This window comes from Paenibacillus sp. FSL H7-0940, assembly GCF_037979415.1.
GTDB classification, from domain to species: domain Bacteria; phylum Bacillota; class Bacilli; order Paenibacillales; family Paenibacillaceae; genus Paenibacillus; species Paenibacillus amylolyticus.
Map to the genome: position 1 here is coordinate 2789520 of NZ_CP150280.1, position 25923 is coordinate 2815442.

Sequence of the window (25923 nt, forward strand, 5' to 3'; positions counted from 1 at the left end):
CCCTTGACGTGCCCCGGCACGCCTGCGGAAAACTTCCTGGCTTGGAACGAAAATTCGGCAAAATCTGCTTCTTCGGAGTTTCAGACACGCCCTAATCGTTTTCATATTTATCGGAACTTGTGTGTTTTTTTATTATACATGCCCATACAATATTATACTGAAATCTTCACCGTGTTTCTTCCATTCAAAGAATAGACACGATTCTGTATATACATACTTGGGTTATGAATATAGAGAGCAAGCATATCCTTCAAAGGATCATGCGCCTGTATGTCACAGAGAGAGTAATCGAAATACTAAACATTGGGGGTGTAATGTTGAGCCTGCTTCATGTTGCTGTTATTCTGCCTTTTGCCGCTGGCATTCTTCTTGCCATGCTGCATCGTTTCTTCCGTAAATTACATTTGGGATGGCCGGTTCTCCTTGTCCCGGCACTATTATTTGTATACTTTGCGAGTCTCATACCCGCTGTGTCACAGCGCAATACCGTATCCGGAAATATCCCATGGATTCCTTCACTGGACATTGGATTTAATCTGTATCTGGACGGTCTGAGCCTCATGTTGACACTGCTAATCACCGGAATCGGTGTCCTCGTTGTTCTCTACTCCATCTTCTACATGGATATGAAAGAAGCGCTGAACCGTTTCTACCTGTATCTGTTGATGTTCATGGGAGCCATGTTGGGCGTGGTGCTGTCTGATAATATGATCGTGCTCTACGGATTCTGGGAATTGACCAGTATTACGTCATTCCTGTTGATTGCATTCCATTACAAGCGTAAAGCCTCAACTTCAGGAGCACAAAAATCATTCCTGATTACGGTATTTGGCGGTTTCGCCATGCTTACCGGATTCATGATGATGTATCTCATTACCGGAACATTCAGTATTCGTGCAACCATTACAGGATTGGGTCAGTTTCAGGAAAGCGCACTATTTCTACCCGCACTTATCTTGATCCTGATTGGAGCTTTCACCAAGTCAGCTCAGTTCCCGTTCCATATCTGGTTGCCGGATGCCATGGAAGCTCCGACACCTGTGAGTGCCTATCTTCACTCAGCCACCATGGTCAAGGCCGGACTGTACGTTGTAGCACGGTTTACACCAATCTTCGGTGGACAGGGACTCTGGTTCTGGCTCGTTACTGGCGTTGGTCTTCTGACTTTGTGTTATGGATCATTCCTGGCGGTGAAAAAAAACGATCTCAAAGCGATTCTTGCCTATTCGACCATCTCTCAACTTGGTCTGATCATGTCCCTCTTAGGGGTTGGATCTGCTGCTCTCTACTTCGGATATGGCGAATCCTCTGCGATGTACACTGTTGCAATAACCGCTGCGCTACTTCACCTGTTTAATCATGCAACCTTCAAGGCCGCTCTGTTCATGGTCGTAGGGATTGTTGATCATGAAACGGGTACACGGGACATACGGAAGCTCGGTGGACTTGCTTCATTCATGCCAATCACATTCACCGTGGCATTGATCGGCTCACTTGCCATGGCGGGTATTCCGCCCTTCAACGGATTCCTGAGCAAGGAGTTATTCTTCCAGGCGATGGTGGAAGTCACGCATCTACGAATCTTTGGACTTGGGTCCTGGAGTGTTCTATTGCCGGTATTCGCTTGGCTTGCAAGTGTGTTTACCCTGATCTATGCGCTTATTATCGTGTTCAAAACATTCCTCGGTCGTAGCCAAAGCGAGATCCCTGCCGAGAAGCTGCACGAAGCGCCCGCTGGCATGCTCATTCCGCCTGTTGTTCTAGGTGTTCTTGTCGTTGTATTCGGACTCTTCCCGAATCTGCTGGCCGGATCACTTATTGAACCGGCAATGGCCGCTGTGCTTCCATCCCTCTTGAATGGGAATGAGCGCTTCGATGTACATTTCTCCCTGTGGCATGGATGGACTCCGGAACTAATTATGACAATCGGAGTTGTGATTCTCGGAATCACTCTCTACAAGCTGTTGCCACGATGGAGGAATATTTATGAGCATTATCCACAAGGATTAACAATTAACAATATGTACCATGTCGTGCTTGATAATCTTCAGCATTATGCACGCAAATGGACGGAAGCCTATATGAATGGCTCGGTTCGTAATTATCTCGTTTACATTTTCTCATTCACGGTCGCGTTGCTGGTCTATGCCTTCTTCCGTTCAGGAGAAAATATTAGCTGGAATCTGCAGGGCAATGCACCTTTCTCATTTTATGAGGTGGTACTGCTAGTCACGCTCATCGGTGCTGCAGTTTCGATTCCTTTTGCCAAGAACAGACTGTCAGCAGTCATTATGACCGGAGCGGTTGGTTACCTCGTAACCCTACTGTTTGTACTCTTCCGGGCGCCAGATCTGGCGTTGACACAGATGATTGTTGAGACGGTATCGGTTGCACTGTTCCTGCTCTGCTTCTACCATCTGCCTGAGCTTCAACGTGGCAAATCAAGCCGCAGTTATCTCACGGTAAATATGATCGTAGCGATTGCAGTCGGGATCGTGATGACTTTTGTTGCATTGGCCGCAAGCGGAACAGCCTCACTGGACAGCATTTCTACTTTCTTCCTTCAGGAAGCCTATGACTCAGCTGGTGGTAAAAATGTCGTGAACGTGTTGCTGGTAGATTTCCGTGGCTTCGATACATTATTGGAGATTATGGTGCTTGGCGTTGCTTCGTTATCCATCTACTCCATGATTAATCTGAACCTCGAAGCAAAAGATCTTGGAGCCCGCTTGAAGTTCCGTAAGAAGGACGAGAGTCAGGATTCCGAACCTGCTCTGGATGATGAAGCGGACAATACGAAAAAGTATGGTAACCGGGAACGCAGCTCATCCTCGTGGGATACTGTCCCTTTGCAGAGTAATGATGTATTGCTGCAAACGACCACCAAGGTTGTTGTGTTCATCATACTGACGTTTGCCATGCACCTCTTCTTTGCAGGTCACCACAATCCGGGCGGAGGTTTCATCGGTGGCTTGGTCACAGCGGCAGCGCTCGTATTGATTGCCCTGGCATTCAGTACAGATACGATACGCAAAGCGTTACCGGTTGACTTCCGTATGCTAACAGGAATCGGATTGGGTATAGCTTTACTCACGGGTGCGGGTTCATTTATATTCGGAGTCCCGTTCCTAAGTCAAACCTTCGGTTATTTCGAACTTCCTTTGCTGGGAGAGACAGAACTCGCTACAGCCATGCTGTTTGATCTTGGCGTGTATCTCGCTGTCCTGGGTGTCACCATGACCATCATTCTACAGATCGGGGAGGATCGCTGATATGGAAATATTGATGTGTGTAGCCGTTGGCATTCTGTTTGCGGTTGCCGTCTTTTTAATCTTGTCGCGGAGCCTGCTCCGCATCGTACTTGGCATGTCCATACTAACCCATGGCGTGCATCTGCTCTTGATCACCATGTCACGTCTCAAAACCGGGGCACCACCGCTGCTTGGGGAGATGGCTGAACGTTATGTCGATCCTCTTCCTCAGGCTTTGATACTAACTTCGATTGTTATTAATTTCGGACTCACTGCGTTCTTCTTTGTTCTCTCCTATCGTTCTTATCTGAAGCTGAGAACAGACGATATGGAAGAAGTAAGGGGGCGCCCATATGAATAATCTCGTCGTTCTGCCCATTCTGTTGCCTTTGATTACAGGTGTTCTGGCTCTGCTATTTTTCCGAAAAATAAATATCCAGCGGATCATTAGTGTCATTGGACTTTTGTTTACAGCAGCGGTCTCAACGATACTCATTACGCGGGTAGCTCAGACTGGAGTTCTAACGCTTAATATGGGTGGATGGGCACCTCCCTATGGTATTGTGCTTGTTGCGGACATGGTATCGGCGCTACTTGTCGTTGCCGCTTCCATCATTGCACTGGCGTGTCTGCTGTATGCGTTCCGCAGTGTGAACAAGGAGCGGGAAGAGCACCACTTCTATCCGTTCTTTCATTTTCTGATCGCGGGCGTTAACGGTTCATTCCTAACCGGAGATTTGTTCAATTTGTTTGTCAGCTTTGAACTGATGCTCATCTCTTCCTATGCACTGATCGTATTGGGAGGTACGGAAAGACAGCTTCGGGAAACGATCAAATATGTCTTGATTAACATCGTTTCTTCAGCTCTTTTTGTCGCTTCCATCGGCTTCCTCTACTCCATAACTGGCACACTGAACATGGCAGATTTGTCCGTCAAAATTGCTGAAGTGGGACAGAGCGGAGTCATTACCTTAATTGCTGTTCTCTTTCTGATCGTATTTAGCATCAAGGCCGGGCTGTTCCTGTTCTTCTGGCTGTCGGGCTCTTATGCGGCACCACCTGCTGTTGTCACTGCATTGTTCGCAGGATTGCTTACCAAGGTTGGCTTGTACGCGATTGTGCGAACATTCACACTGATCTTCTATCATGATCCTGATTTCTTCCATGCACTAATCGGATGGATGGCTGGAGCAACGATGGTCCTGGGTGTCATTGGTGCGATCTCATACCGCGATGTAAACAAGATTCTCATCTACAACGTGGTCGCAGGTGTAGGGTTTGTCGCTTTTGGTATGGCCGCGGCCAGTCGCCCTGCACTGGAAGGTCTGCTCTTCTATATGCTGCATGATATGTTGATCAAAACATTGCTCTTCCTGCTCGGCGGTGCCTTGATCGCTGTTGCCGGAACATCCAAACTTGATAACATGGGCGGGCTAATCCATCGCTATCCACTGCTAGGCTGGATGTTCTTCATTAGCGCACTTGCCTTGGCAGGTTTGCCGCCATTTAGTGGATTTCCAGGGAAGTTGCTTCTCTTTGAAGGAGGCTTGCAGGCAGGCCTGTATGGTCTCACCGGCATTGCGGTGCTTTCAAGCTTGTTGATGTTATATTCGGTACTTCGTATCTTCATACAAGCGTTCTGGGGCGAACCACCTGCCGGGGTTACAAGACGCCCTTACGCGGTGAACGGCCTTCTGATTCCTGCCGGGATTCTGTTTGTATTCATCATCGTAATGGGTGTGGGGGCTGAAGGCATGTTCCAATTGACCTCCCGCGCAGGCGATATTCTACTGCATCCCAATATTTATATTGATGCCGTATTGAAGGAGTAGATGTCTATGGCCTTTCAGATTGTACTGAATCTTATCATTGCTTTTGTATGGATGTTTCTGAACAACGCCTGGAATGGTGTTGGTTTTCTCATAGGTTACCTGCTCGGACTGCTTCTCATCGGGGGGATGCGCAGATTCTTCCCCCAGCGCTTCTATATTGTGCGAGTCTGGGCTATCTTCAAACTGATTACACTGCTGTTCAAGGAACTGGTGCGAGCCAGCATTGAGGTTATACGCCAGATTATCAAGCCTAAGCTCGATATAAGGCCCGGTATTTTTACGTATAAAACTCAATTGTCCTCGGATTGGGAAGTTACTCTGCTCTGCTTACTCATCTCATTGACACCAGGTTCTCTGCCGCTTGAAATCTCGGGTAATCAACGTAAACTGTTTATTCACGCACTGGATATCAAGGATGAACAGAAAATGAGAGATGATATCCAAAATACATTCGAAAAAGCAATTATGGAGGTGACGCGTTAATGTTATCCTCACTGTTGTTCATCTCATTGCTCATTCTCTCCTTAGCCATTCTGGGTTGCTTGTACAGGGTGCTGCGGGGACCATCCATGGCTGATCGGATCACGGCACTGGATACCATCGGTATCAATGTGATTGCCATCGTTGCTGTTCTGTCGATGATGCTGCAAACTCAGGCCTATCTGGATATTATCTTGCTGATTGGCATTTTGGCTTTTCTAAGTACAGTGGCATTTGCACGTTATATTGAACGGGGGGCGGTATTCAAAAATGATGGAGATCGTTAAAGTAGCCGCTGAAACCGCTATAGGTCTACTCGTACTGCTCGGTGCACTACTCAGTGCACTCAGCGCATTTGGACTTATTCGTCTGCCTGATGTATATCTACGTGCCCATGCCGCAACCAAAAGTATGACACTTGGAGTGTTCTGTGTATTAAGCGCTACATTTTTCTACTTCTGGTATTTCGATAACTATATCAGTGCCCGCTTGTTGTTAGGTATCCTGTTTGTATTCATCACGGCTCCGGTCGCCGGACATCTGAATGGTCGGGCCGCCTATCGCACAGATGTACCACTGTGGGAGCAGAGCGTGCAAGATGAACTGGAACCCTTGTTAAAAGGGAAAAAAGTGAACCATGAAGCCAAGGATATGATGGAGTAATCCCCAGCCTAGGCATAACAAATACCCCCGAGGATCAGCCGCCCGTTTCGCGGGTTGTTCCCGGGGGTATTTGTTTATTTTGCATACACGGATCATATCAAGCACTGATTATGCAGACTGATTAAGTAGCATAGCATAGTCAGAATCCACTCAGTCCCTGTCTTCTCAGATCCGCAGCCACAATACGTGCAAGCTCCGCAGCCCCTTGACGATTCGGATGCAGACTATCCCCTGTCATATACAGAGCAAGTGTTGCCGCAGGACCAATAGACGTGAAATAGGCAGAACTTAACTTATTCAGTTCAACCAGGGTGACCCCCTCTTCCTGAGCAAGTGCACGTGTGGATTGATTGTACCAGCGGTTCTCCGCTTGATGTACATTGGCTGTATTAAAGTCTGTTGCCCGGCCCTGAGGCGTGGAGAGGATAACCGTTGCTCCTTTGTTCTTCGCCTTACGTACCATATCCCGCATAATCTCTTTGAACTGCGCCTCCGTTGTATTATTCTTGGCATTGGTATCGTTAATTCCGAATTGCAAAATAAAATAATCTCCCGGCTTGATATACTTGAGAATCGCTTCCATCTGACCATCATCGCGGAAACCTCTCGCAAATTGACCACTTGCCGCCATATTTCGAACCTGGAAGGTGGCATTGTTCACATAGGACGGAAACAACTGTCCCCAACCTCCTTGTACACTGCTACCCAGCGGATAGTAATTACAAACTGTTGAGTCACCACCAATGTAGATCGTGCGGTTGGTAACGGTTTGATTGGATAACTTCCGGATTTCAAGTGCACTAAGTGTGAAGGCGGTGCCTGTCTTTCCTTCTGTAACCAGCAGGTTTAATTGCCCGTCAGTCACCGGAATTTGAAACTGGTCCGTTGCCCCGTTGCCCGTCATATTAATGATCTGGTAGACACCTTCTGCAGCCACACTCGCTCTGGCAGTATTGCCCAGGACCACTTTAACTTCATATAGGCCATTGGACAGATTCACATTGAAGGTATTGGTGCTCTTGGTGCCGTAAGTCAGAAACTGCACAGCGTCACTCTTAACCCCGCTTCCTGAGGCAGGCACATTTCTCATATTGGCAGGTGTGTTGAAGCCATAACCTTTCGTAGGCGTATAGGCATCTCCTGCGGACACGCCTGTGTAACCGCTCTCAACAGCACCCGAACCAAAATCAAATCTGTAATTGTCCGTTGCCGCTTCGGCGACTTGCCCTCCACTGCTTCCCAAACCGATGCCCGTTGTACTTGCAAACAGAACAAAACAGAGCAGAAGCTTTACCGATATTGACCATTTCATCACTGAATTCTCCTCTCGAATCAGAATTATATTAGTTGACGATCCTCAGTTTCACAGAACTTGGTCAAGCCAGTCATAGGCTTTCACTCCGCTAATCTCATGTCCACCGGTAAAGAAATCCGCATCCAGTGATTCTGTTGCTCCCGCCTGCTCATATATGTGTGTCAAACGGGCATACGCCTCTCTCGCTGCATGGATTGGGAACACCTGATCATCACTTCCAGCTTCAATAAAAAGTGGCCTAGGAACAATCAGGCCGATGAGATCCGGCAACTCCGCTTCACGCAGGATACCTGGCACATAGTTGTCGAGACAATGGTTCCGATCCAATATGCTACCCTGGAATGTATTTGCATAACCGCTTACCACAGTTGCCCTGAACCGTTCATCCAACGCGGCTGTAAATGCAGTCACCAGCCCACCGCCCGAGATACCCATGCTTCCAATTCGCTCCGAATCCACTTCTGGCCGAGTCGATACATAATCCAATACACGTGTTGTTTCATACACCCTATGACCGGCGAGGGTCTTCCCCACCATAAGCAGATGCGCAGCAATCTTCGTACAGGAGCTTACCCCTGGTGGCGCATCGCGGTCCTCTTCCAGTCTTCGATCACCAAATCCGAGCAACTCTGGAGCCGCAACCACATATCCACGCTTCACAAGAGCTAAAGCAAAGTCCTTGTGTAATCCGGGCTCTCCTGTCCGTAGTGACCCATCCGGTTTCATGCCCGATATCTCTCGGCTACCGTAGCCATGCCCATGACAAGCAACGATAGCAGGTCTCTTGTTTTCGATAATGCTTCCATCACCCGGAATTAATAAATACACAGGCATGCGAAGTCCTGCATAGGTCGTGATTTCAATCCGCTCCCGAATATATCCGTCACATGTAATGCGCTCCAGTAAGACAGGATTTAGTGCTGCCGCCATCGTGGGGAAACCGCCCAGCCGTTCTTTCACACGTGTACGTAACTGACTGCGCCATAAATCCAGGGGTTGATCTGCATGATACGCGGAACGACCACGAAGATTCGTTTGTTGTTGTAGATAGGCTTCAATATCAGACATGGGCCTGTGTCCCTCCTGTTTTTCATAGGATAACGTAGATATAAGACTATTATATGGAATTAATCCCATCCATTATAGAACATCTAGGTCACCCATGAATTGAACATGTTTGCCTGTTTTGAATGGAATCACACGATTTCTAGCCAAAAAAAGGATATCTCCAACCTGAAGACAGGTTACGGAAATACCCTTCATTTCATCTGACCTGGCAGCCACCAGTTCCACCTGCCCATTAATTTCATCAATGCAGGTACAAGTATTAGACGGATTAATGTAACGTCAATCAACACCGCTGCCGTGATTCCGATCCCTAACTGCCTCACACCTGCGACTTCAGCAAAAGCAAACGGCACGGTCACCGCAAGCAGAATTGCCGCTGCGGAGGTAACCAGACGGCCTGTAGAAGCCAATCCCTGTTGGACAGCCACATCACTGTCTCCGGTTCGTCTATACACTTCCTGAATACGGCTAAGCATAAACACACCATAATCCATGGATATGCCAAACACCAATCCTGCAATGAATACAGGAATCATAATGGCAATAGCTGACTGCTCCATACCTAGATGTCCTTCATTAAACACCCACACCAATATGCCAAATGAAGCGGCTAAGCTGAGCAGATTCATCACAATTGCCTTGATTGGAATGAGCATCGATCGGAATGCCGCCAGTAACACAAGATAATTGGTGACCACTACAAATACCAGCACTTTGGGCAGTTGACTTGTGACTTCCTGCATTATTTCATACTGCTTGGCAGCTTCCCCACCATAACGTAGTTTTACGTTGTTGGAACCTGGTGCATGATCGCTATTCCTCATTCGTTCCAGCAAGTCTGCAACCTGTTCCGAACCAGGCTCCCCGTGCACCGTGGCTATCAATCGAATCGAGTGATCAGAGACCGTTGAACGCAGCCATGCCGTCCTGGTTGACTCCTTGCCTTCTATGGAAGGAGTTAGCGCCGACGGTGGAATTTGAAAAAGGCTTTGCGAACCGTTTTGATTCGGCTGTAATAGGCCCCATGGTGAAACAATGCTCAATACGCTTGAGTCCTGCAGTAGTTGACGGGCTTTGTGGTGGGCCAAATGCCAGTGAGAGGCAGTCAACAGTTCCTGCTGTCCGCCAATCACGATCTCGATGGTGGAGGTATTCTTTTGCCCCAAATCATGTTGCAACTGCTCGGCTGCTTGGCGGGACTCCATTCTCTCTGGCAGTGAAGAGGCATCCGGGACGGACAATTCCAACCGGGTCACTGGATAAACACACAGGAGCAGCACAACCGTACCTCCAATGGTCATACTGACTGGTCCTTTCATGACCATCGCTGACCATCGATGCCAGACTGAACCTCTAGGTAACGAATGAACTGACTTTCGCCTGAATACCCGATCCGCAGACAGTGATAGCAGAGCTGGAAGCAGCGTAACATTTAACAGTAGCGATAGGAGCAGAACAATAATAGCCCCCAATGATACACTTAGAAACATTGGCAGTCTGATCCAGAGCAGACCCATCAGCCCAAGGAGCACGCACGCTGCCGAGAACAACACTGCTCTGCCTGCTGTACGTAATGTTCGCTGAAGAATCTCGCTCCGCAAAACCTCGCTCTGCATATCCAGGCTACTGCCCGTAAAATTAGCTTTGCCTTCATCTTCATAAGCCCGCTGAACTTCTTCCCTGTACCTGCTCAGGATGATCAGGGCAAAGTCTATACTCAGTGCCATGCCCACCATGGGAATCACATTAATGATAAAGTTGGACAATTCCAGATGATAACCAAGGAGTGACGTGACTCCCATCGCGGTAATCACAGCACTGATCCCCATCATGACAGCAATCAACGCGGCATATAGCCCCCTGAATGCAAAACACAAAACGATCAGGGCAATCGGCAGTCCCACCATCTCTGCCCGTTCCAGATCACGGAAGCTCAGATGATTGACATCCTGCTGCACGACTGCCTTTCCCGTCAATTGCACCGTACCTGGACCGTCTGTTGCCAGCACGGCGCGCAACTGCTCCAGTGGGGGACCCATCTGATGCGCAGGCACATCCATTTTCACAAGGGCATATGCCCTTTGATCTTGCAGCGTCACCCTTTCGCTAGCATCCAGAGGGGACGTGATAGAAGTTACCGCAGGCAATACTTGAACCTGTGTCAAACGATCCTTGATCCACTGCCGGAACTGTAACGGCGAGGTATTTTCCTTTTTCTCAAAAACCAGAATAACCGGATCAGCAGGAGATCCGAATTCGTCCTCCAGAACAGCTTCAACTGCTTGCGCATCCCCGTGAACCCGTTTTAATCCGTGATCTTGAACAATGTCAGGTAACTTCCATGCCCAGACCGCTGACATCCCGATGATAAATACCCAGCAGAGAATAATGAACCGCGGATATCGGCTGATGAAGGCAGCAAGTCTGCGATAACCCATACCTAAGCTCCTCTGCGATCAGATTAGTCATTCAATTATGTTCATCGGTAAGATCATAAGCACATTCATACACTTACGGTGTATATCTCCTTCACTCGGGTTCGCGAACTATTGAATGCCATGATTCACAGGTGTTCTGTTCGCAATGGGGGCAGGGATGTATGTAAAAGGAAGTAACTCTGCCGTCAGTCCCGGGCCAAAGGCCAGCGCTATCCCACTGGAATGCTCTTCCTTCTGTCTGTAATCCTCACGGATGGCTTGAAGAACAAAAAGAATCGTCACGGACGACAGGTTGCCATAATCCCGCAGGATGTTTCGGCTGTAGGAGACCTGCTCATCTGTCAACTGATACAGCTTCTGAACGGCATCCACGATGCCTCTGCCTCCCGGATGGATCGCCCATATGTCCGGTAAACCGCTCCCCTCCAGCAACCGTTCTACCTCTGGACCGAGATGCAAACCAAGCAGCTTCGGAATCTGTGGTGACAGGTAGAGATCAAAGCCTGTATTGCCGACTTCCCAGATCATTTCTTCTGCACAATCCGGGAGCAGCGTTGAGTGCCCTCGGCCTAGTCGAAAACATTCATTGCGGTCTGCTCCGGACGCACCAATAACACAGGCAGAGGCGCCGTCTCCGAAGAACGATGCAGCATACAGGTCGTCCCGTTTGGCAGATGGCTGAAAGTGAAGTGTACATAGTTCCACACACACGATGAGAACTGTAGCCTTCTGATCTGCCGTTACAATGGAATTCGCCAGTTGAATCGCCTTCAGACCGGCTGCACATCCCTGAAACACCAGTGGAATCCGGTTGATCTGCGGTGACAGTTCAAGCTGTTGGATCAGCCGAACATCAAGTCCGGGCAGGAATTGCCCCGTGCAACTCACCGTAATGAGATGTGTAAGTTCCGAGGAGGTTACGTCTGCATCCTGAAGGGCCTGTCCGGCCGCCTCGAGACCAAGTGGAACAGCAGCGGCTTTGTATTTGCCCATACGCTCGGATGTAGTCGGAACCTCGTCCGCATTGGTAAAGGGTAAATATCGGCAAGAATCAACAGGCTCAAGCAGATTCGGTTCACACGTATACCGAGTCTCCACACCGCACTGATTAAAGATCCGTTTGGCCCATCTTCTCGCATCTGGCTCATGTTCCAGCGCTTGCGCGAGACGGGCAGATACATCCTTTTGCTCAATACGGTGGGCAGGCCACGCCGTTCCTATTCCCATAATACTTGCCCCAGTAGTTGCCTCAAGCTGGTTCATCGGCTTAACCCCCTTATAGTACCTGTTCAAAAGTAGGCTTTTTAAACAACCTATATATAAAATAGGTTCATATGACATGTGTGCAGGATATAGTACAAGTCTATTCACTACCTGTCCTGTTTATGTTCATATTAACAAGCAAAGGCGGACAACATATGCGAGTTTCGCACGTGCTGTCCGCCTTTGCTACCGGATTAAACCCGTTCCTATATTACATATTCGATCTGTCAGAACTACTCAGGCCGAATTATCGTGAATCTCTCCCCAAGCTTGGCATAATCATTACCCGCCAGTCGGCTGACTGGTTTCAAATGATCCATCAGGATATAACCCTTGTCCGGATTGTAGACTTGTTCGCTGAAATGATACTGTACAATGCGTACCAGCAGCAGGTCACTCACTGGTTTGCCCTCATCATTCGTGATCGGAATGTGTTGATACAGCTCACACTCCATCCGAATGAGTGCTTCCTGAATTCCTGGCACAGCAACCTTGGTACTTGGCACTGTAGTCAGTTTTGTCCGCTCAAGCTCACTTTCGTGGGGTTCCAGTATGGCTGCTGTCTCATTCACTTCTGTTATGATTGCTTCATCACAGATATGCACGACCAGTTCTTGATGAGCAATCACATTACGTGCAGTATCTTTCATGATACCGTCTTTACGTGCAATAGATATGGATAACAGCGGTGGGTCCGAACTAACCACATTAAAGAAACTAAAAGGCGCTGCATTAATTACACCATTCTCATCTGAAAGTGTCGTCACAAAAGCAATTGGACGTGGTACCACCGAACCACTCATCAGTTTATAGTTGTCTCTTCCCGTTATTTCACGTGGATCCAATGTATACATATGAAAATATCCCCTTCCAAGCTCGTGAAGCAAATGACAACTCTACTTCATGATACAACAATGCTTCTACTTCTTTATTATATATCGTAAAATGCTAAATTAACAAAAAAAACTCCCTGGTGCCCACTGCACCAAGGAGTTTGAACATGCCATTTCGTATTGGCTATTTCTTATTTAACGATGCTGTTCTGAATGTCTTCCATAATTTGAAGGTTCGCTTGAACTCCGCTGTACAGCCAGCTGCTGGACCGGGTGAATTCAAAGACATTACCTGTCTTTACAGCAGGAATGCTCTGCCATACGGCATCTTTCAGCGCTTCTGAGCCTGCTCCCTTGTCACTGTTCACCAGGAATAGATAGTCTGTGTCCATTTCCGCGATCTTCTCCAATGAAATCTCAGACCAGTTACCCGTTGCCTTCGCAGATGCTTCCTTCACAACATTAGGCTCTGCAAGTCCAAGTTCGTTGTACATCACTTCACCACTGGAAACATTGTTGCTTACAACATAAAACTTGTTATTGAACAACCACAACGCTGCGGCCGACTTTGTTCCTCCAGTAACAGCAGTTACTTTTTCTTTGATTTCCTTTGCCTTGGCATCATAATCGTCAAGCGCCTTCTGCGCTACATCCGATTTGTTCAGAAGCTCGCCGATCTTGAGCAGAGCCTGACGCGAGTCCTTGTTGACCTCATCTCCGAGTACATAAGTAGGGGCAATTTTGTTGTACTGTTCGTATTTCTCCCCTTCAACTGTACTTTCAGAACCCATAATAATCAGGTCTGGTGAGAAACTGGCCATGGCTTCAAAAGGTAGATCACTTGCAATACCAGGTATACCATTCAGATCGGTTTGCAGATAATCCTGCAAACCACTGCCGTTGTTGATGGCCCATTGTGCTGCTGGCTTAACACCGAGTGTAACAAGATGGTCTTCCAGATAAGACGCGATGATGCGCTCCGGATTTGCGGGAATTGTTACTTCGTGTCCCATTGCATCTGTTAATGTGCGCTTTGTAGCGGCTTCTGTTTGTGTCTCCGTCTCCGTTTTTGTATCGTTCTCTCCTGCTGCTCCATTCTCTGCAGGCTTCGCTCCACAAGCGGCCAACCAGATGGACATAACCATCACCGTCATTAGAAGCATGATCATCTTTTTATTTCTCTTAAACACTTGATATATCCCCTTTCAATTCATTATAGAAACCTTATTCGGCGTTATTGTGACAGATTTCAATGTTCAAAAATATTGAAACTATTATTGATACATATAATATCCGTATGTACATTTGTCCGATTCCATTGACAATGATAATTGTTATCAGTTCAGTTGTCAATTCGATTATACGGCGAGGTGATCATATAAATCTTTTTGACGGCATTCACCTATAGGCGGATGCCGCCATATGCTGAATGCAGAATACGACGACAGGAAGGATGTTCTGTACATGTATTACGAATATAACCCTTATCTAAGTTATGGAGAAGACCGTTCCTTTCAATTGCCTCCACTGTTCCCAGGAGGTGGCGGCGGCACACCGGGTGGTCCGACGTTTCCTGGTATACCTGGCGGTCAAGGCACCTATCCTCCATACACTCCAGGCGGAGGGCCCGGTCCATACATCCCCGGAGGCATTCCAGGTACAATCCCGGGTACAGCCCCGGGCGTACCTGCGCAACTGACTCAAGGCAATTTGCCCACCCTGCTTAGTGCCTATCCTCGTCCGGTAGGTCAGCCTCCGGCAGAAATGCTTTTTCTGTATAACCTGATCAAAAGCAGCCCGGGTCTGCTCCCGCTTTTCCTCCAGCAACAGCCACAAAGTCTCACTCAAGCTGTGCAATTTGCACAGACTGGTGCAGCGGCACCTCGAGAGAACGAAGAACGTGCGCTGCCCAACTTTTGCTATAACCGGTGGTCCCTTGTCTTCACATACAATGATGTCTACCTGATGTGGCCTGCGATTAATCTGTTTGGTTTTGTGGTGGGGTACTTCTATCCATTCCTCACGCCAGGTATACTGTCCAATACACAGATTTTGTTTGCGCTCTGCTAAACCTGTCCTTACCTACAGCAAGAGCCCCACTTGGAAGCATAATTCCTTCCAAGTGAGGCTCTTTTTCGTCCTTTTATCCAGATGTACCTTTACATTACTAAGACTCCATAAACGCAAGGTGTACAGAATCAGTACATTTAACTCAACACTTGATCGTTCTGGCGCTTCCCGCCTCTACTGACCATTAGGAAGTAAATCACCAAGGCACCGAGATCAGCACACGCGATAACGATTCCCATTGGCACAGCTGTTCCTTCTCCTCCGAGACCTACGAGGGGAGCGACAATACCACCGAACAGGAACGTCATCACACCAATAAGCGCAGACGCACTGCCAGCCGATTTCTCCTGATTGGCCATCGCCAAAGCGAAGGACGCGGTATTGACCAACCCAACACTGGATACCAACAAAAATAGCGGAATCAGTACAGAGATTAGATTACCTCCAGCCAGAATAGCGATGAGCAATGAAGTTCCTCCGAGCGCCGCGGTTAGCAGCCCCGCGATTAACAGGCGATTCTCTGATACCTTTCCTGCAAGTCTACCGGCAATCTGACTGGCCAGAATAATGCCTAACCCGTTAATGGCGAAGCATACACTGAACATTTGCGGGGATACCCCGTATATTTTCTGAAGCACAAACGGTGAACCTGATATGTACGCAAACATGCCAGCAGCTACAAATCCTTGGGTTAACGCATAACCCATAAACTGACGATCCCCCGCGATTTGGCGAAACGTAAGTAATGTCTGCTTCAATCCTCCGCTTGATCTGCGATTGGAAGGTAATGTCTCTCCAAGACCGAAAATGACAGCCAACAGCGTCAGTATACCGATAAGGCTGAGCAAAATAAATACGCCGCGCCACGATGTATACGTCAACAATTGTCCACCAATGATTGGTGCAGCAATCGGGGCTACGCCGTTTATCAGCATTAACAGAGAGAAGAACCGTGTCAGTTCCGGGCCCGAATATACGTCTCTGACGATTGCGCGCGAGATGACAATCCCTGCCGCTCCAGCTACACCTTGAATGAACCGTAGCACAACAAAAGAGCCCATCGTCGGGCTGACCAGGCAAAGTATGGAGGCGATCGTATAGAGCACAAGCCCTGCAATGAGCGGTGTTCGCCGACCACGTACATCACTTAGAGGTCCGGCAAGCAACTGTCCAACCGCAAGTCCAATCATACACGCCGTCAGACTGAGTTGAGCATACGAAGTAGATGAACCAAACTCATCAGCCAGCGTGGGCAATGCGGGTAAATACATATCCAGGGACAACGGCCCGAAGGCCGACAGTGTCCCCAGAATTAAAGCCATCCGTACACGAGATGTGGAGTTTGTGTTCAATGAAGCTGTTGTACTTTTCATCAAATACTACTCCCCGCTACCCAGCAGCTTGAGCAAGTTGGATGGCAATGTGAACTGTTGATTGTTAATAATAATACGGCGCAATTCTTCTTCATCCCGCTCATTGTCGGCGTCCTTAATCTCCTGAATTTCCCGGTGAAGTCGCTCCATCTGTTGATCCAGCGCATTTGCCGAATCTGCCGCACTCTTTAACTCTCTCGTCAAATGCTCGGGAACATCCTTATTGTATTTATAAAAAATCTTATGCTCCAGACTCGCCCAGAAATCCATCGCGATTGTACGGATCTGGATCTCCACACATGCTCGTTCCTCACCATTGGACATGTACACAGGCACTTCCACCAGAAGGTGAAGGCTTTGGTAGCCGTTTGGCTTTGGATTCTCGATGTAGTCTTTGACCTCCAGTACACGCAGATCACTCTGGTTGCACAGCATATCCTTAATGCGATAGATATCCGAGATAAAGGAACATGTAATCCGTACCCCGGCGATATCCTTGATATTTTGCTTAATGCTCTCAAACGTTAACTCATGATTTTTGCGGAACATCTTGTTCATAATGCTCTCAGGAGATTTCAGTCTGGACTTTGTATGCTCAATTGGACTGTAATCATGCAAAGACTGGAATTCTTCCTTCAGGACTTCAATCTTGGTCTCCATTTGATCCAGAGCAAATTTATAGATCATCATAAATCTGGTAATTTCATATTTGAATTTCTTGAATTGATCAATTGGATGTGGAGCGTTCATCATGGCTTTCTCCCTTTCTTTCTGCACACTAAAATTAGTTTTATGAATATGAGAACAAGCGGTCAATCCACATGTCTCCTGAACCATTATAAATCATCTGGAGCCAATAAACGAATTTCTCACATTTGGGCTGGCGATTCAGCCTGGAAGGTATGGGAACTTATTTTACGCGCATCCTATAGAAGCATCCCTTTCATTTGGCCCGCAAATATTAATAAAAGAGGTGGATTTTCCTGCTCTATCAAGTGACGTATTCATCCGATACACTTCGGGTTAAAGCTTATTTATACCTGCCACAAGGTTGTTCATTACCTGATATCAAAACATATGAAACTTCTCATCCCGGCTCTATCTCCTCTGCCTTTCCAGACTTCGCTTCCATACATAAGCCTCTACATCTTCATCTGCAACCGCTCGCCAGCCATTACCCTGCTGCAACAATGCATGATACGGATAACATACCGGAACAGTGGCCTGTGCTGATCTATTGTCGCGGCGGACTTGGCAGCTATGGCGGGGTAAATACCGTTTGGCTTGAGCAATTTGTACATAAAGGTTATATCGTGTTCGCCCCATCCTATCGTGGCAACGAAGGAGGTGAAGGTCGTGACGAGTATGGCGGGAAAGATGCCGAAGATGTGCATGCCGCTTACCGGTTGATACAGCGTTTACCCTTTGTCGATCCGACTCGGATATCGTTAATGGGGTTCTCCCGTGGGGCCATTAATGCTGTACATACCGCAACTGCCTATAATGAGGGACCTGACAGAGTACATAAGTTAGTTCTTTGGAGCGGTGTCGCCGATGTCGAACGCACTTACCATGAGCGAACCGACCTGAGGCGCACATTGAAACGGGTGCTGGGTGGTTCCCCACGCGCAGTTCCGGAAGCTTATCTCGCCCGTTCTCCCTTGTCGAAAGCGAACAAACTATCTTGTCCCGTGCTAATCATGCATGGTACATCAGATACACAGGTGAATTATAGTCACGGAACCCGAATGTATCACTGGCTTAAGCGGCGAGGTGCGGATGTCACATTTCACGCCTACGGCGGGCAGGATCATCATTTTCACGAGAAAATACATGAGTCAGCGGTTAACAATATGTTTGATTGGCTCGCTGCACCTTAAGTCTTGCGCGATGAATTTCATTTTGAAGATGCATGGGTTATGGCTGTATACTGGAGGAGCTACGTTTTTTTGAAAGGACGGATAGGATGAATCAAAGCACCCTCCAAAAATACGCCATGTTGCTTCTCTGCATGTCTGCCGGAATGGTGGATCTGATCGGATATCTGGGACTGGGGCATGTGCTCACAGCCAATATGACGGGAAATATTGTTTTGTTGGGTATTGCCATTGCCCGTGCTCAGGAATTTGTCGTGCTGCGGTCATTGCTTGCTCTCATCGGTTTTATTGCCGGCAATGCCATTGCAGCACATATGGTTGGACCTGTGCAGACCAAAAATGGCTGGTCTTCTAAGGTCACAGCTGTATTTACTGTTGAAAGCATATTGCTCCTGCTGTTCGCGATCGCCATGATTAGTCCATTTTCAGAACAACTGTCCTATCTGTTAATTGTCATCCTAGCCGTTGCAATGGGGATGCAAACAACTGCGGCACGCCGCATTGGCATTGCTGGCATCTCAACAACCGTGCTCACCAATAATTTGGCCGCTGTGGTCGAGGATACCGTAAACATCCTCAAAAAGCTGCGACATGCCAATATCCGATCGTTAACCAAAGCCTTGTCCACAGATTCCTACCTTCGTGCAGGTGCTGTTGTCATCTATTTGATCGGCGTCATTGCATCCGCATTGTTATTCCACCGTGTACCTATGATTGCAGTCTGGATTCCTGTCCTGATCATTGGCGGCGTAACCCTATACGCCCGATTACATGCATGGGGAACTTCACAACAAAGCAAAAGTTAATAATAGAAGAAGTACCCTGTCCATGTTCAAGTGGCTGTTCAAAAGTCCGCTTTAGGATACTGAAAACTGGTCTTTTTGAACACGTACTTTAAATTGTTTTAAGTACAATCACGCTATTTATTTCATCAAAGCAGCTTCTTGGCGGATAAGCTTGACCAGATGCTGTGCAGCAGGTGATAATACCTCCCCGGCTCGTGTACATACGGCAACCGTATTTCTCAGCTGTACACCTCGAACAAATACACGTGCCAGCCTGCCTTGCTGCACCTCTTCGTTCACAACCAAAGAAGATATAAAGTTGGCCCCATAACCTGCCTTCACCGCACTAATCGTTTCGTTCAGCCCGTTGAACTGAAGCGCAATGCGGGGAGCGGCCAGGTTATTTGTTGTGCAAAGGGAGACAAGTCGCTCACGCGTGGCACTGCCTTCTTCGCGCATAATGAACGGTTCTGCCATCATCTCATGTAGCTCGATTTCTTTGCCCGCATACGGATGGTCAGGGTGCACAACAAACCACATCTCATCGTCAAACAATTCATCCCATTGGACACCTGCATGTGTAATGCCACTTCCACCATACACTGCAATCTCTGCCTCATAACGAAGCAACTGGTCAAAGGCCATCCGGGTGTTGGTTGTGCTCACAACAATCTCCACATCCTCGTGCATTTGCTTAAACCGCGCAATCCAGCCAGGCAACAGAAAATTCGAAGGCAAGTAGGTTGCCGTAAGACGGATCAGTCCTTTCTTGCCCTCCCGAAAATCCTGCACAAAATTCTCGACATCCTGCTCCAGCATGAACAGACGTTCCGCATAACCTGTCAACTGTATCCCCGCATCCGTAAGCACCAGTCTTCTTCCCTCCGAAACAAAAAGCTGGATTCCCAATTCACGTTCAAACTTCTTCACCTGAGAAGATACCGCAGGTTGACTAATATTTAGTTCCTCTGCGGCACGAGTGACCCCGCCATATCTCACGATGGCATGAAATAATCGTAATCCATGCAGATTCATGTTTACACCTCTTCCACGTCAAATACATAATATAAAGTTATATTAACATACATAATATATATTTTATTTATATATCAAATCCATTTATAGTTGAAATATGAAATCCAATACAAGGAACAAGGGAAGGAACATGTGAACATGAAAAATATAAATACAACCGAACTACAGCATACCTGGACTCAAGTCGACAACTACATGAATGATCTGCTGATTCCATCAGATTCCCTGCTGGAACATACACTGCAAAGCAATGCCGAAGCTGGACTCCCTGCTCATGACGTAACACCAAATCAAGGAAAGTTACTTCAGCTCCTGCTGCAAATCCAAGGCGCATCCCGTGTACTTGAAATAGGCACATTGGGTGGATACAGTACCATCTGGATGGCAAGAGCGCTGCCTGAACACGGACGCATCGTCTCACTGGAATCGGAATCACATCATGCAGACTTGGCCCGAGCCAATCTCACACGAGCAGGACTGATGCACAAGGTTGACCTGAGAGTTGGTCCTGCCCTAACCACCCTTCCCGATGTTCAGGAAGAATACAGGGAACCGTTTGATATGATCTTCATCGATGCTGACAAACCGAGTAATCCCGATTATCTGAGATGGGCCCTGCGAATGACTCGGACGGGGAGTCTTATTATTGGTGATAATATCGTCAGGGACGGTGAAGTGATCCGCACAGACAGCACAGACCCCAGAGTTCAGGGCGTTCGATCATTCCTGCAGTTGATCGCGGATCACCCTCGACTTGAAGCTACAGCACTGCAAACGGTCGGTAGCAAAGGTTACGATGGATTCGTCATTGCTCGTGTGATTGATGCCCCTGCACCAAAATAAACAGTGGTCAATTCTTCCGAAAATTCCCCTTTCCTGTTAAACTGGAATCACTGCACAGGCAGACTGGGGGGAACCACTTGAGAGTTTTACAACATATTAATGATGAAATTCGCGGCTGGTCCCGCAATATTCAACTGTTTTTCCTGGCTAGCATTCTGTATCAGATCGGAAATGGCATGTTCTCTGTCTTGTACAATCTGTACATTCAGGGTCTGGGCTATAATGATACAATGAACGGCCAGATTGTAAGTATTCAATCACTCGCAACAGCCATTATGTTTGTTCCTATCGGTCTATGCGGTGATCTGTTCAGCCGCAAGCGATTACTCATTACCGGGGCGTTATTCAGCGGAATCTTTCTGATCGGACGCTCCTTCGATTATTCGGCTACAGGACTGATCTGGTTCGCGGTATTCTCTGGCCTTTTCGCTGGGGTGTTCCAAGTACTGGCCATTCCTTATCTGGCGGAAAACGTCAAGAAAAGCCAGCGGCTGAAAATGTTCAGTTATTATTCATCTCTTGTGCTCGCTTCCCAGGTTCTTGGTAGCCTGGGTGGCGGTGTATTTGCAGATTTGTTACATACGGCAGGACTCGCCAAAGTAACCGGATTGCAGACGGTTTTATTTGTCGGTGGTGCAGCAACATTGGCTGCATTTATTCCACTGTTATTTGTAACCGAAGGCAAGGCTGCTCCGCAGACCACAATTCCGGCGCAACCCGTTCTTCAACCCAATGCAGATCTAAAAGAAAGTTCAACAAATACCCCAAGCACGGACGATTCGATCACGAAGAAAAAAGATTCCCGACTGATTGGTCAGTTTATAGTGACTCAGTTGTTAATTGGATTAGGTTCCGGACTGGTTGTACCGTATCTGAATCTGTATTTCACCAATCGATTCTCGGTTTCTCTGAGCGGCATGAGCTTACTGATTGCACTTGGTCAGATTATGACGATTGTATCCATGCTGATTGGTCCTACCCTGGCGGCAAAGGTCGGAAGCGTAAGAGCCGTTGTCATTTTCCAGGTCATGTCGCTGCCCTTCCTTCTATTAACAGGCTTCACCAATCTGTTGTTCATCGCTTCGCTCAGTTTCTTATTCAGACAAGCATTGATGAACGCAGCCAATCCCATTCATTCAGCGATACTGGTGGATCGGATCTCGGACAAACGTCGTGGCATTGCCAATTCACTGATGCAGACCTCGTTCATGATTGGATGGGCGACCATGGGACCCGTTCAATCCTATCTGGTCACTACATACGGAACGTACTGGGGTTACGCGATCACATTCAGCATCACAGGCTGTCTATACGTTATTTCATCACTGATGTACTATGTAATGTTCAGAGAACCCAAACCTTCCGCTACGGCTCTCGCAGGATCTTAATGAATTGAACAGTAGCAGTCTGGTTGTTCCGCAGATAACGCAACGTATCTCATCATCAGGAGTGATCACACATGAACATGAATCCTTCATTAAACCTGAATGCATACCTGAATCTCATACCACCTCATTCAACCGGTAGGCTAAACGGATGGAACTGATGCGCAAGCTTGGTTCCCACGTTGTCTTTCGGTTTTTTCTTAGTCTGGGTGTCTCTGTTCTTGGCGGATTGCTGTTCACAATCATTCATACACCAATCCCGTGGTTGCTCGGGCCAATGGTATTTATGCTGCTTGGCTCCCAAGTCGCCAAATGGCCGCTCATGTGGCCTGCCTCCATTCGGGACTATGGCATTCTGATTGTTGGTTATTCGATTGGACTCACCTTAACTAAAGAGGCCCTGCACGGCATTTTGCAACAACTTCCCATGATGCTTCTGATGACCTTGCTGTTAATCGGATTGTGTGTAATTACGGCCTACATCGCTTCAAAGATAACCGACTTTGACTTCCCCTCCCTGCTGGTTGGCAGCATTCCAGGAGGACTGTCCCAGATGGTGTCCCTTGCAGAAGAGATGAAATCCATCAATCTGACGCTGGTTACCTTTTTGCAGGTGACTCGGCTGATCATGATTGTCTTCTGTGTTCCGTTCCTGCTGTTCAGTCCGTGGATTGGAGGTATTGCAGGTGGCGGTTTGGATCATCCGTTCATTGACGTAGCAACGTGGGGTTCCCTTTTCCCGGAGATTCTTGTCTATGCTCCGCTCTGTGTAGCGGGTGCATGGGTTGCACGCAAACTCCGATTTCCGACGGCCTTTATGCTGGGTCCCATGATCGTCATGTGTGTCGTTCAATTAAGTACAACGATGCACACGCCCAGTCTGCCAGTCTCCCTCTTAAACGTATCGCAATTGATGATTGGCAGCCACGTTGGACTGATGCTCAAGCCGGAACAGTTGCAACGTAAGGCACAGACGGTGACCCTAGCCGTGATTAGCAGTGTACTTCTCATTGCTGGTGCGCTTGGATTGAGTTATCTGTTAATGAATGTGTTCTCCCTCTCCGCGGCAACCTCACTACTCAGTATGGCCCCTGGCGGCATGGATCAGATGAGTATCATGGCACATGAAGTGAATGCCGATCTTTCGGTTGTATCCGGGTATCAATTGTTCCGCATCCTGTTTATCTTTTTCATCGTCTCTTCCGTACTGAAGATGATTCTTGTACATATGTTAAAAGAAAAGAAAGCAGAGCCCTCACTTCAATGATCATATTTCGCCCCGATTCCATGACAAAGAGAGTATCCATTTGATGTCACATCCTGCGGATACTCTCTTTTATTTGTACAGACTCATCTTCAGCATTTGGCTTCATTCAATTTTAAGCATAATGACTACTTATGAATAAATTCGGTTGTACATCCAGCCTACAATGCCCACCGTAACCACTGTTGCCCCAATAATAAATGCATAATAGCCAATCTTACTTTTGGACTCCGAAGTCTGATGGTCATAATAATCCGAGTTACGTCGGTAAAACCCCATCCATAACTCTCCGATCATATTCACAACAACCAATACAAAACGTTTAACAAGCCCCATTGTATTCGCATCTCCTCTCTCTGATCAACCTTCTTCCCTATTAAGTATAATTATCCCAATTCATTAAAACAACCTACTCATATTACCTTTGGTGCAGTTTCTTGCTCCAACCAGGTTAGAATATCAAATGCTTCCTGATCGGTGCTACCACACATCTCTTCCTCAGCTTGTAATCCACTGCATACCGCAGGACGATCTTTTTGGCCAAAAATTCCGCAGCGATTATCATCGGTAAGCTGCACACAACGTACACCTGCCGGCTTGCCATGAGCCATGCCCGGTATCGGTGATGATATGGAGATCGCGATACAACATGCGGCACAGCCTGTCCTGCATTCCATACATATTCCCTCCTCATTTCAATAACTATAGTACATACAATACATGTTCAAAAAGACCGGTTTTCAGTACCAAGAAGATGGGCTGAATTCCATATTCGATGCTGATGATGCCATTAGGCATCCTTCGTAATCAAAAGCGGACTTTTTGAACTACCTCTGATATTATGAGCGATTTATCCAGGTCCAGGTTCGAGCCAGCCCCTGAGCAATTCTCCGATTCATACTTCGATTGGAAAAATACCCCCCATGACTTAGCGGATTCCAACTCATAGCCACGCCGCCAGAGTTCACTTCAATGTCTTCTTTGACCGCTTTCTCATAAGCGGGATCAATGGGGCGTAACGGATAACCCAGAATATCGTCCCGATCGTAGAAGTTCACCCATTCCCCTTCCAGCCCTGCATAATACTGATTCACATGGGAAGAGGGCACCTGTATTGGGCAACTAAAGTCATGATAACGCAAACTCCATAAGGGCAGGGTTGTACCAAACGAGTAAAAATTGGTCAGGGTGTCACCTCGCTCCAAAGCCGAGTTCACATCCACAACCTCAGGAACACGACTGGACGGATATTGCAGATCGTAGAAGAAGTTACTGGCGATTACGGCACCCAGACTATGGGCAACCACACAGAGCGGAGCTTCCGGTCCATTACGCTGTGCAAGGGTATGCATCGCCTGATTCAACGTTCGATGTACAGCATCATAGTTATGGCCTTGATTTTCCACTGGTTGATAAGCAACCGCATCAGCCAGGTAATGGATGACAAATCGGCGCAACGCCTGAAAGTTCAATCCCGGAGAGCTGACGAGCTGTTGAAAGAGCGCCTCTTCCCGCTCCTCAAATACATCCGCCCAATATACAGGTTCGATATCCAGCATCTGTTTGGAGGCTCCAGGCAAGACCATTACCTTGTCCAATTCCTTATGCAAACAAGCAATCAGCTTGTCCGCGTACCCATCCTTCCGCATACCCAGCCCATGAATGACCATCACCGCAATACGTGTCATGGCTCTCCTCCTCATCGATCTAGGAACTCTTTCTCCACCATATGAACGCCACGACTCGAACATGCCTGAAGCTTGCTTTGTCAGAAGAACCTTTCCAACCACCATTATTTTAAAAATGTGATTCTTCCATTTTATATACAGTTTACCATGATCGTCATGAAAATAACGATCTCACTAGAGTAAAGGGTTGGATTCAAACCAGCCCCTCCTCATCAAACCGTACGTGAGGTTTTCCCTCGTACGGCTTTTCGATGTTTGTCATTCATCGGCATGCGGATCACAATAACGTTTTTAGTCCATACATATTGGCAATATACTTGAATTCAGCTCCTGTGCTATCTCTTCTTCGCATAGCACAGGGTTAATCGGTTTCAATGCATTATCTTTCAATCCATGCCATTCCCTTTACGCCGGAGGGTTCTTCGCTGTTGTCCCAAGTTCTGCACAGCTTCCTCGGCCT

The 25923-nt window shown here is 47.6% G+C and carries 24 protein-coding genes; 12 read left to right on the forward strand and 12 right to left on the reverse strand.

Going from position 1 to position 25923, the window contains the following annotated elements:
• Positions 1-317: 317 nt before the first annotated feature.
• From MHB71_RS12045 to mnhG, 6 genes are read left to right on the forward strand one after another with little or no spacing between them, the layout of a single operon-like run.
• Positions 318-3272 carry a Na+/H+ antiporter subunit A gene (locus tag MHB71_RS12045; RefSeq protein WP_282322184.1) on the forward strand — a complete coding sequence of 985 codons (2955 nt, stop codon included), beginning with the start codon at positions 318-320 and terminating at the stop codon, positions 3270-3272.
• Between the two features lies 1 nt (position 3273).
• On the forward strand, positions 3274-3612 hold the full coding sequence (locus MHB71_RS12050) for a Na(+)/H(+) antiporter subunit C (RefSeq protein WP_036608715.1): 339 nt from the start codon (positions 3274-3276) through the stop codon (positions 3610-3612).
• The gene (locus MHB71_RS12055) at positions 3605-5083 is read left to right on the forward strand and encodes a Na+/H+ antiporter subunit D (RefSeq protein ID WP_047842678.1); all 1479 of its coding nucleotides are present in this window, start codon (positions 3605-3607) and stop codon (positions 5081-5083) included. The genes MHB71_RS12050 and MHB71_RS12055 overlap by 8 nt, the downstream gene beginning before the upstream one ends.
• A gap of 6 nt (positions 5084-5089) precedes the next feature.
• The gene (locus MHB71_RS12060) at positions 5090-5566 is read left to right on the forward strand and encodes a Na+/H+ antiporter subunit E (RefSeq protein WP_036608718.1); all 477 of its coding nucleotides are present in this window, start codon (positions 5090-5092) and stop codon (positions 5564-5566) included.
• Positions 5566-5850: a Na(+)/H(+) antiporter subunit F1 gene (locus MHB71_RS12065; RefSeq protein WP_017688855.1), complete on the forward strand. Its 285-nt coding sequence runs from the start codon at positions 5566-5568 to the stop codon at positions 5848-5850. The genes MHB71_RS12060 and MHB71_RS12065 overlap by 1 nt, the downstream gene beginning before the upstream one ends.
• Positions 5834-6226, forward strand: coding sequence for a monovalent cation/H(+) antiporter subunit G (gene mnhG, locus MHB71_RS12070; RefSeq protein ID WP_017688856.1), 393 nt, complete (start codon positions 5834-5836; stop codon positions 6224-6226). The genes MHB71_RS12065 and mnhG overlap by 17 nt, the downstream gene beginning before the upstream one ends.
• 139 nt (positions 6227-6365) lie before the next feature.
• On the opposite strand, the gene MHB71_RS12075 is transcribed toward mnhG, so the two are convergent.
• The 6 genes from MHB71_RS12075 to MHB71_RS12100 form a co-directional block, all read right to left on the reverse strand.
• Positions 6366-7538: a GDSL-type esterase/lipase family protein gene (locus tag MHB71_RS12075; RefSeq protein WP_340029701.1), complete on the reverse strand. Its 1173-nt coding sequence runs from the start codon at positions 7536-7538 to the stop codon at positions 6366-6368.
• A 51-nt stretch (positions 7539-7589) separates the two neighbouring features.
• Entirely contained in the window at positions 7590-8609 is a 1020-nt protein-coding gene (locus MHB71_RS12080) for an alpha/beta hydrolase family protein (RefSeq protein WP_340029702.1), read from the reverse strand.
• A 191-nt stretch (positions 8610-8800) separates the two neighbouring features.
• Positions 8801-11047, reverse strand: coding sequence for an MMPL family transporter (locus MHB71_RS12085; protein ID WP_340029704.1), 2247 nt, complete (start codon positions 11045-11047; stop codon positions 8801-8803).
• 108 nt (positions 11048-11155) lie between these two features.
• Positions 11156-12310, reverse strand: coding sequence for a type III polyketide synthase (locus tag MHB71_RS12090; RefSeq protein ID WP_340029705.1), 1155 nt, complete (start codon positions 12308-12310; stop codon positions 11156-11158).
• 233 nt (positions 12311-12543) lie between these two features.
• Positions 12544-13164, reverse strand: coding sequence for a flavin reductase family protein (locus MHB71_RS12095; protein ID WP_340029706.1), 621 nt, complete (start codon positions 13162-13164; stop codon positions 12544-12546).
• A gap of 170 nt (positions 13165-13334) precedes the next feature.
• A complete protein-coding gene (locus tag MHB71_RS12100; RefSeq protein WP_340029707.1) occupies positions 13335-14333 on the reverse strand; it encodes an ABC transporter substrate-binding protein in 999 nt (332 codons plus the stop codon).
• 232 nt (positions 14334-14565) lie between these two features.
• Here MHB71_RS12100 and MHB71_RS12105 point away from each other — a divergent pair, with 232 nt between their 5' ends.
• Positions 14566-15213, forward strand: coding sequence for a hypothetical protein (locus MHB71_RS12105; protein WP_340029709.1), 648 nt, complete (start codon positions 14566-14568; stop codon positions 15211-15213).
• A 137-nt stretch (positions 15214-15350) separates the two neighbouring features.
• On the opposite strand, the gene MHB71_RS12110 is transcribed toward MHB71_RS12105, so the two are convergent.
• Positions 15351-16586, reverse strand: a complete 1236-nt coding sequence (locus tag MHB71_RS12110; RefSeq protein ID WP_340029710.1) for a multidrug effflux MFS transporter — start codon at positions 16584-16586, stop codon at positions 15351-15353.
• A gap of 6 nt (positions 16587-16592) precedes the next feature.
• On the reverse strand, positions 16593-17336 hold the full coding sequence (locus MHB71_RS12115; RefSeq protein WP_036608962.1) for a GTP pyrophosphokinase family protein: 744 nt from the start codon (positions 17334-17336) through the stop codon (positions 16593-16595).
• A gap of 245 nt (positions 17337-17581) precedes the next feature.
• Here MHB71_RS12115 and MHB71_RS12120 point away from each other — a divergent pair, with 245 nt between their 5' ends.
• Together MHB71_RS12120 and MHB71_RS12125 are read left to right on the forward strand one after the other, a co-directional pair.
• On the forward strand, positions 17582-18466 hold the full coding sequence (locus MHB71_RS12120) for a prolyl oligopeptidase family serine peptidase (protein ID WP_340029711.1): 885 nt from the start codon (positions 17582-17584) through the stop codon (positions 18464-18466).
• 86 nt (positions 18467-18552) lie between these two features.
• Entirely contained in the window at positions 18553-19269 is a 717-nt protein-coding gene (locus MHB71_RS12125; protein WP_340029712.1) for a YoaK family protein, read from the forward strand.
• A 117-nt stretch (positions 19270-19386) separates the two neighbouring features.
• On the opposite strand, the gene MHB71_RS12130 is transcribed toward MHB71_RS12125, so the two are convergent.
• On the reverse strand, positions 19387-20283 hold the full coding sequence (locus MHB71_RS12130; protein ID WP_340029713.1) for a LysR family transcriptional regulator: 897 nt from the start codon (positions 20281-20283) through the stop codon (positions 19387-19389).
• Positions 20284-20421: 138 nt separating this feature from the next.
• Between MHB71_RS12130 and MHB71_RS12135 the strand changes: the two genes are divergently transcribed.
• The 3 genes from MHB71_RS12135 (at position 20422) to MHB71_RS12145 (ending at position 23778) form a co-directional block, all read left to right on the forward strand.
• A complete protein-coding gene (locus MHB71_RS12135) occupies positions 20422-21126 on the forward strand; it encodes an O-methyltransferase (RefSeq protein WP_340029714.1) in 705 nt (234 codons plus the stop codon).
• A 77-nt stretch (positions 21127-21203) separates the two neighbouring features.
• Complete coding sequence (locus tag MHB71_RS12140; RefSeq protein WP_339308031.1) at positions 21204-22514, forward strand: MFS transporter; 1311 nt, start codon at positions 21204-21206, stop codon at positions 22512-22514.
• Between the two features lie 148 nt (positions 22515-22662).
• Positions 22663-23778, forward strand: coding sequence for an AbrB family transcriptional regulator (locus tag MHB71_RS12145; protein WP_340029715.1), 1116 nt, complete (start codon positions 22663-22665; stop codon positions 23776-23778).
• Positions 23779-23907: 129 nt separating this feature from the next.
• Here MHB71_RS12145 and MHB71_RS12150 read toward each other — a convergent pair whose 3' ends face one another.
• The 3 genes from MHB71_RS12150 to MHB71_RS12160 all read right to left on the reverse strand — a co-directional run bounded on the left by MHB71_RS12150 (position 23908) and on the right by MHB71_RS12160 (position 25463).
• Complete coding sequence (locus MHB71_RS12150) at positions 23908-24111, reverse strand: hypothetical protein (protein ID WP_017688872.1); 204 nt, start codon at positions 24109-24111, stop codon at positions 23908-23910.
• 77 nt (positions 24112-24188) lie between these two features.
• Positions 24189-24452 carry a YkgJ family cysteine cluster protein gene (locus MHB71_RS12155; RefSeq protein WP_017688873.1) on the reverse strand — a complete coding sequence of 88 codons (264 nt, stop codon included), beginning with the start codon at positions 24450-24452 and terminating at the stop codon, positions 24189-24191.
• Between the two features lie 162 nt (positions 24453-24614).
• Positions 24615-25463 (reverse strand): chemotaxis protein, encoded by an 849-nt coding sequence (locus tag MHB71_RS12160; protein WP_076249579.1) that lies wholly within the window; start codon positions 25461-25463, stop codon positions 24615-24617.
• Positions 25464-25923: the final 460 nt, after the last annotated feature.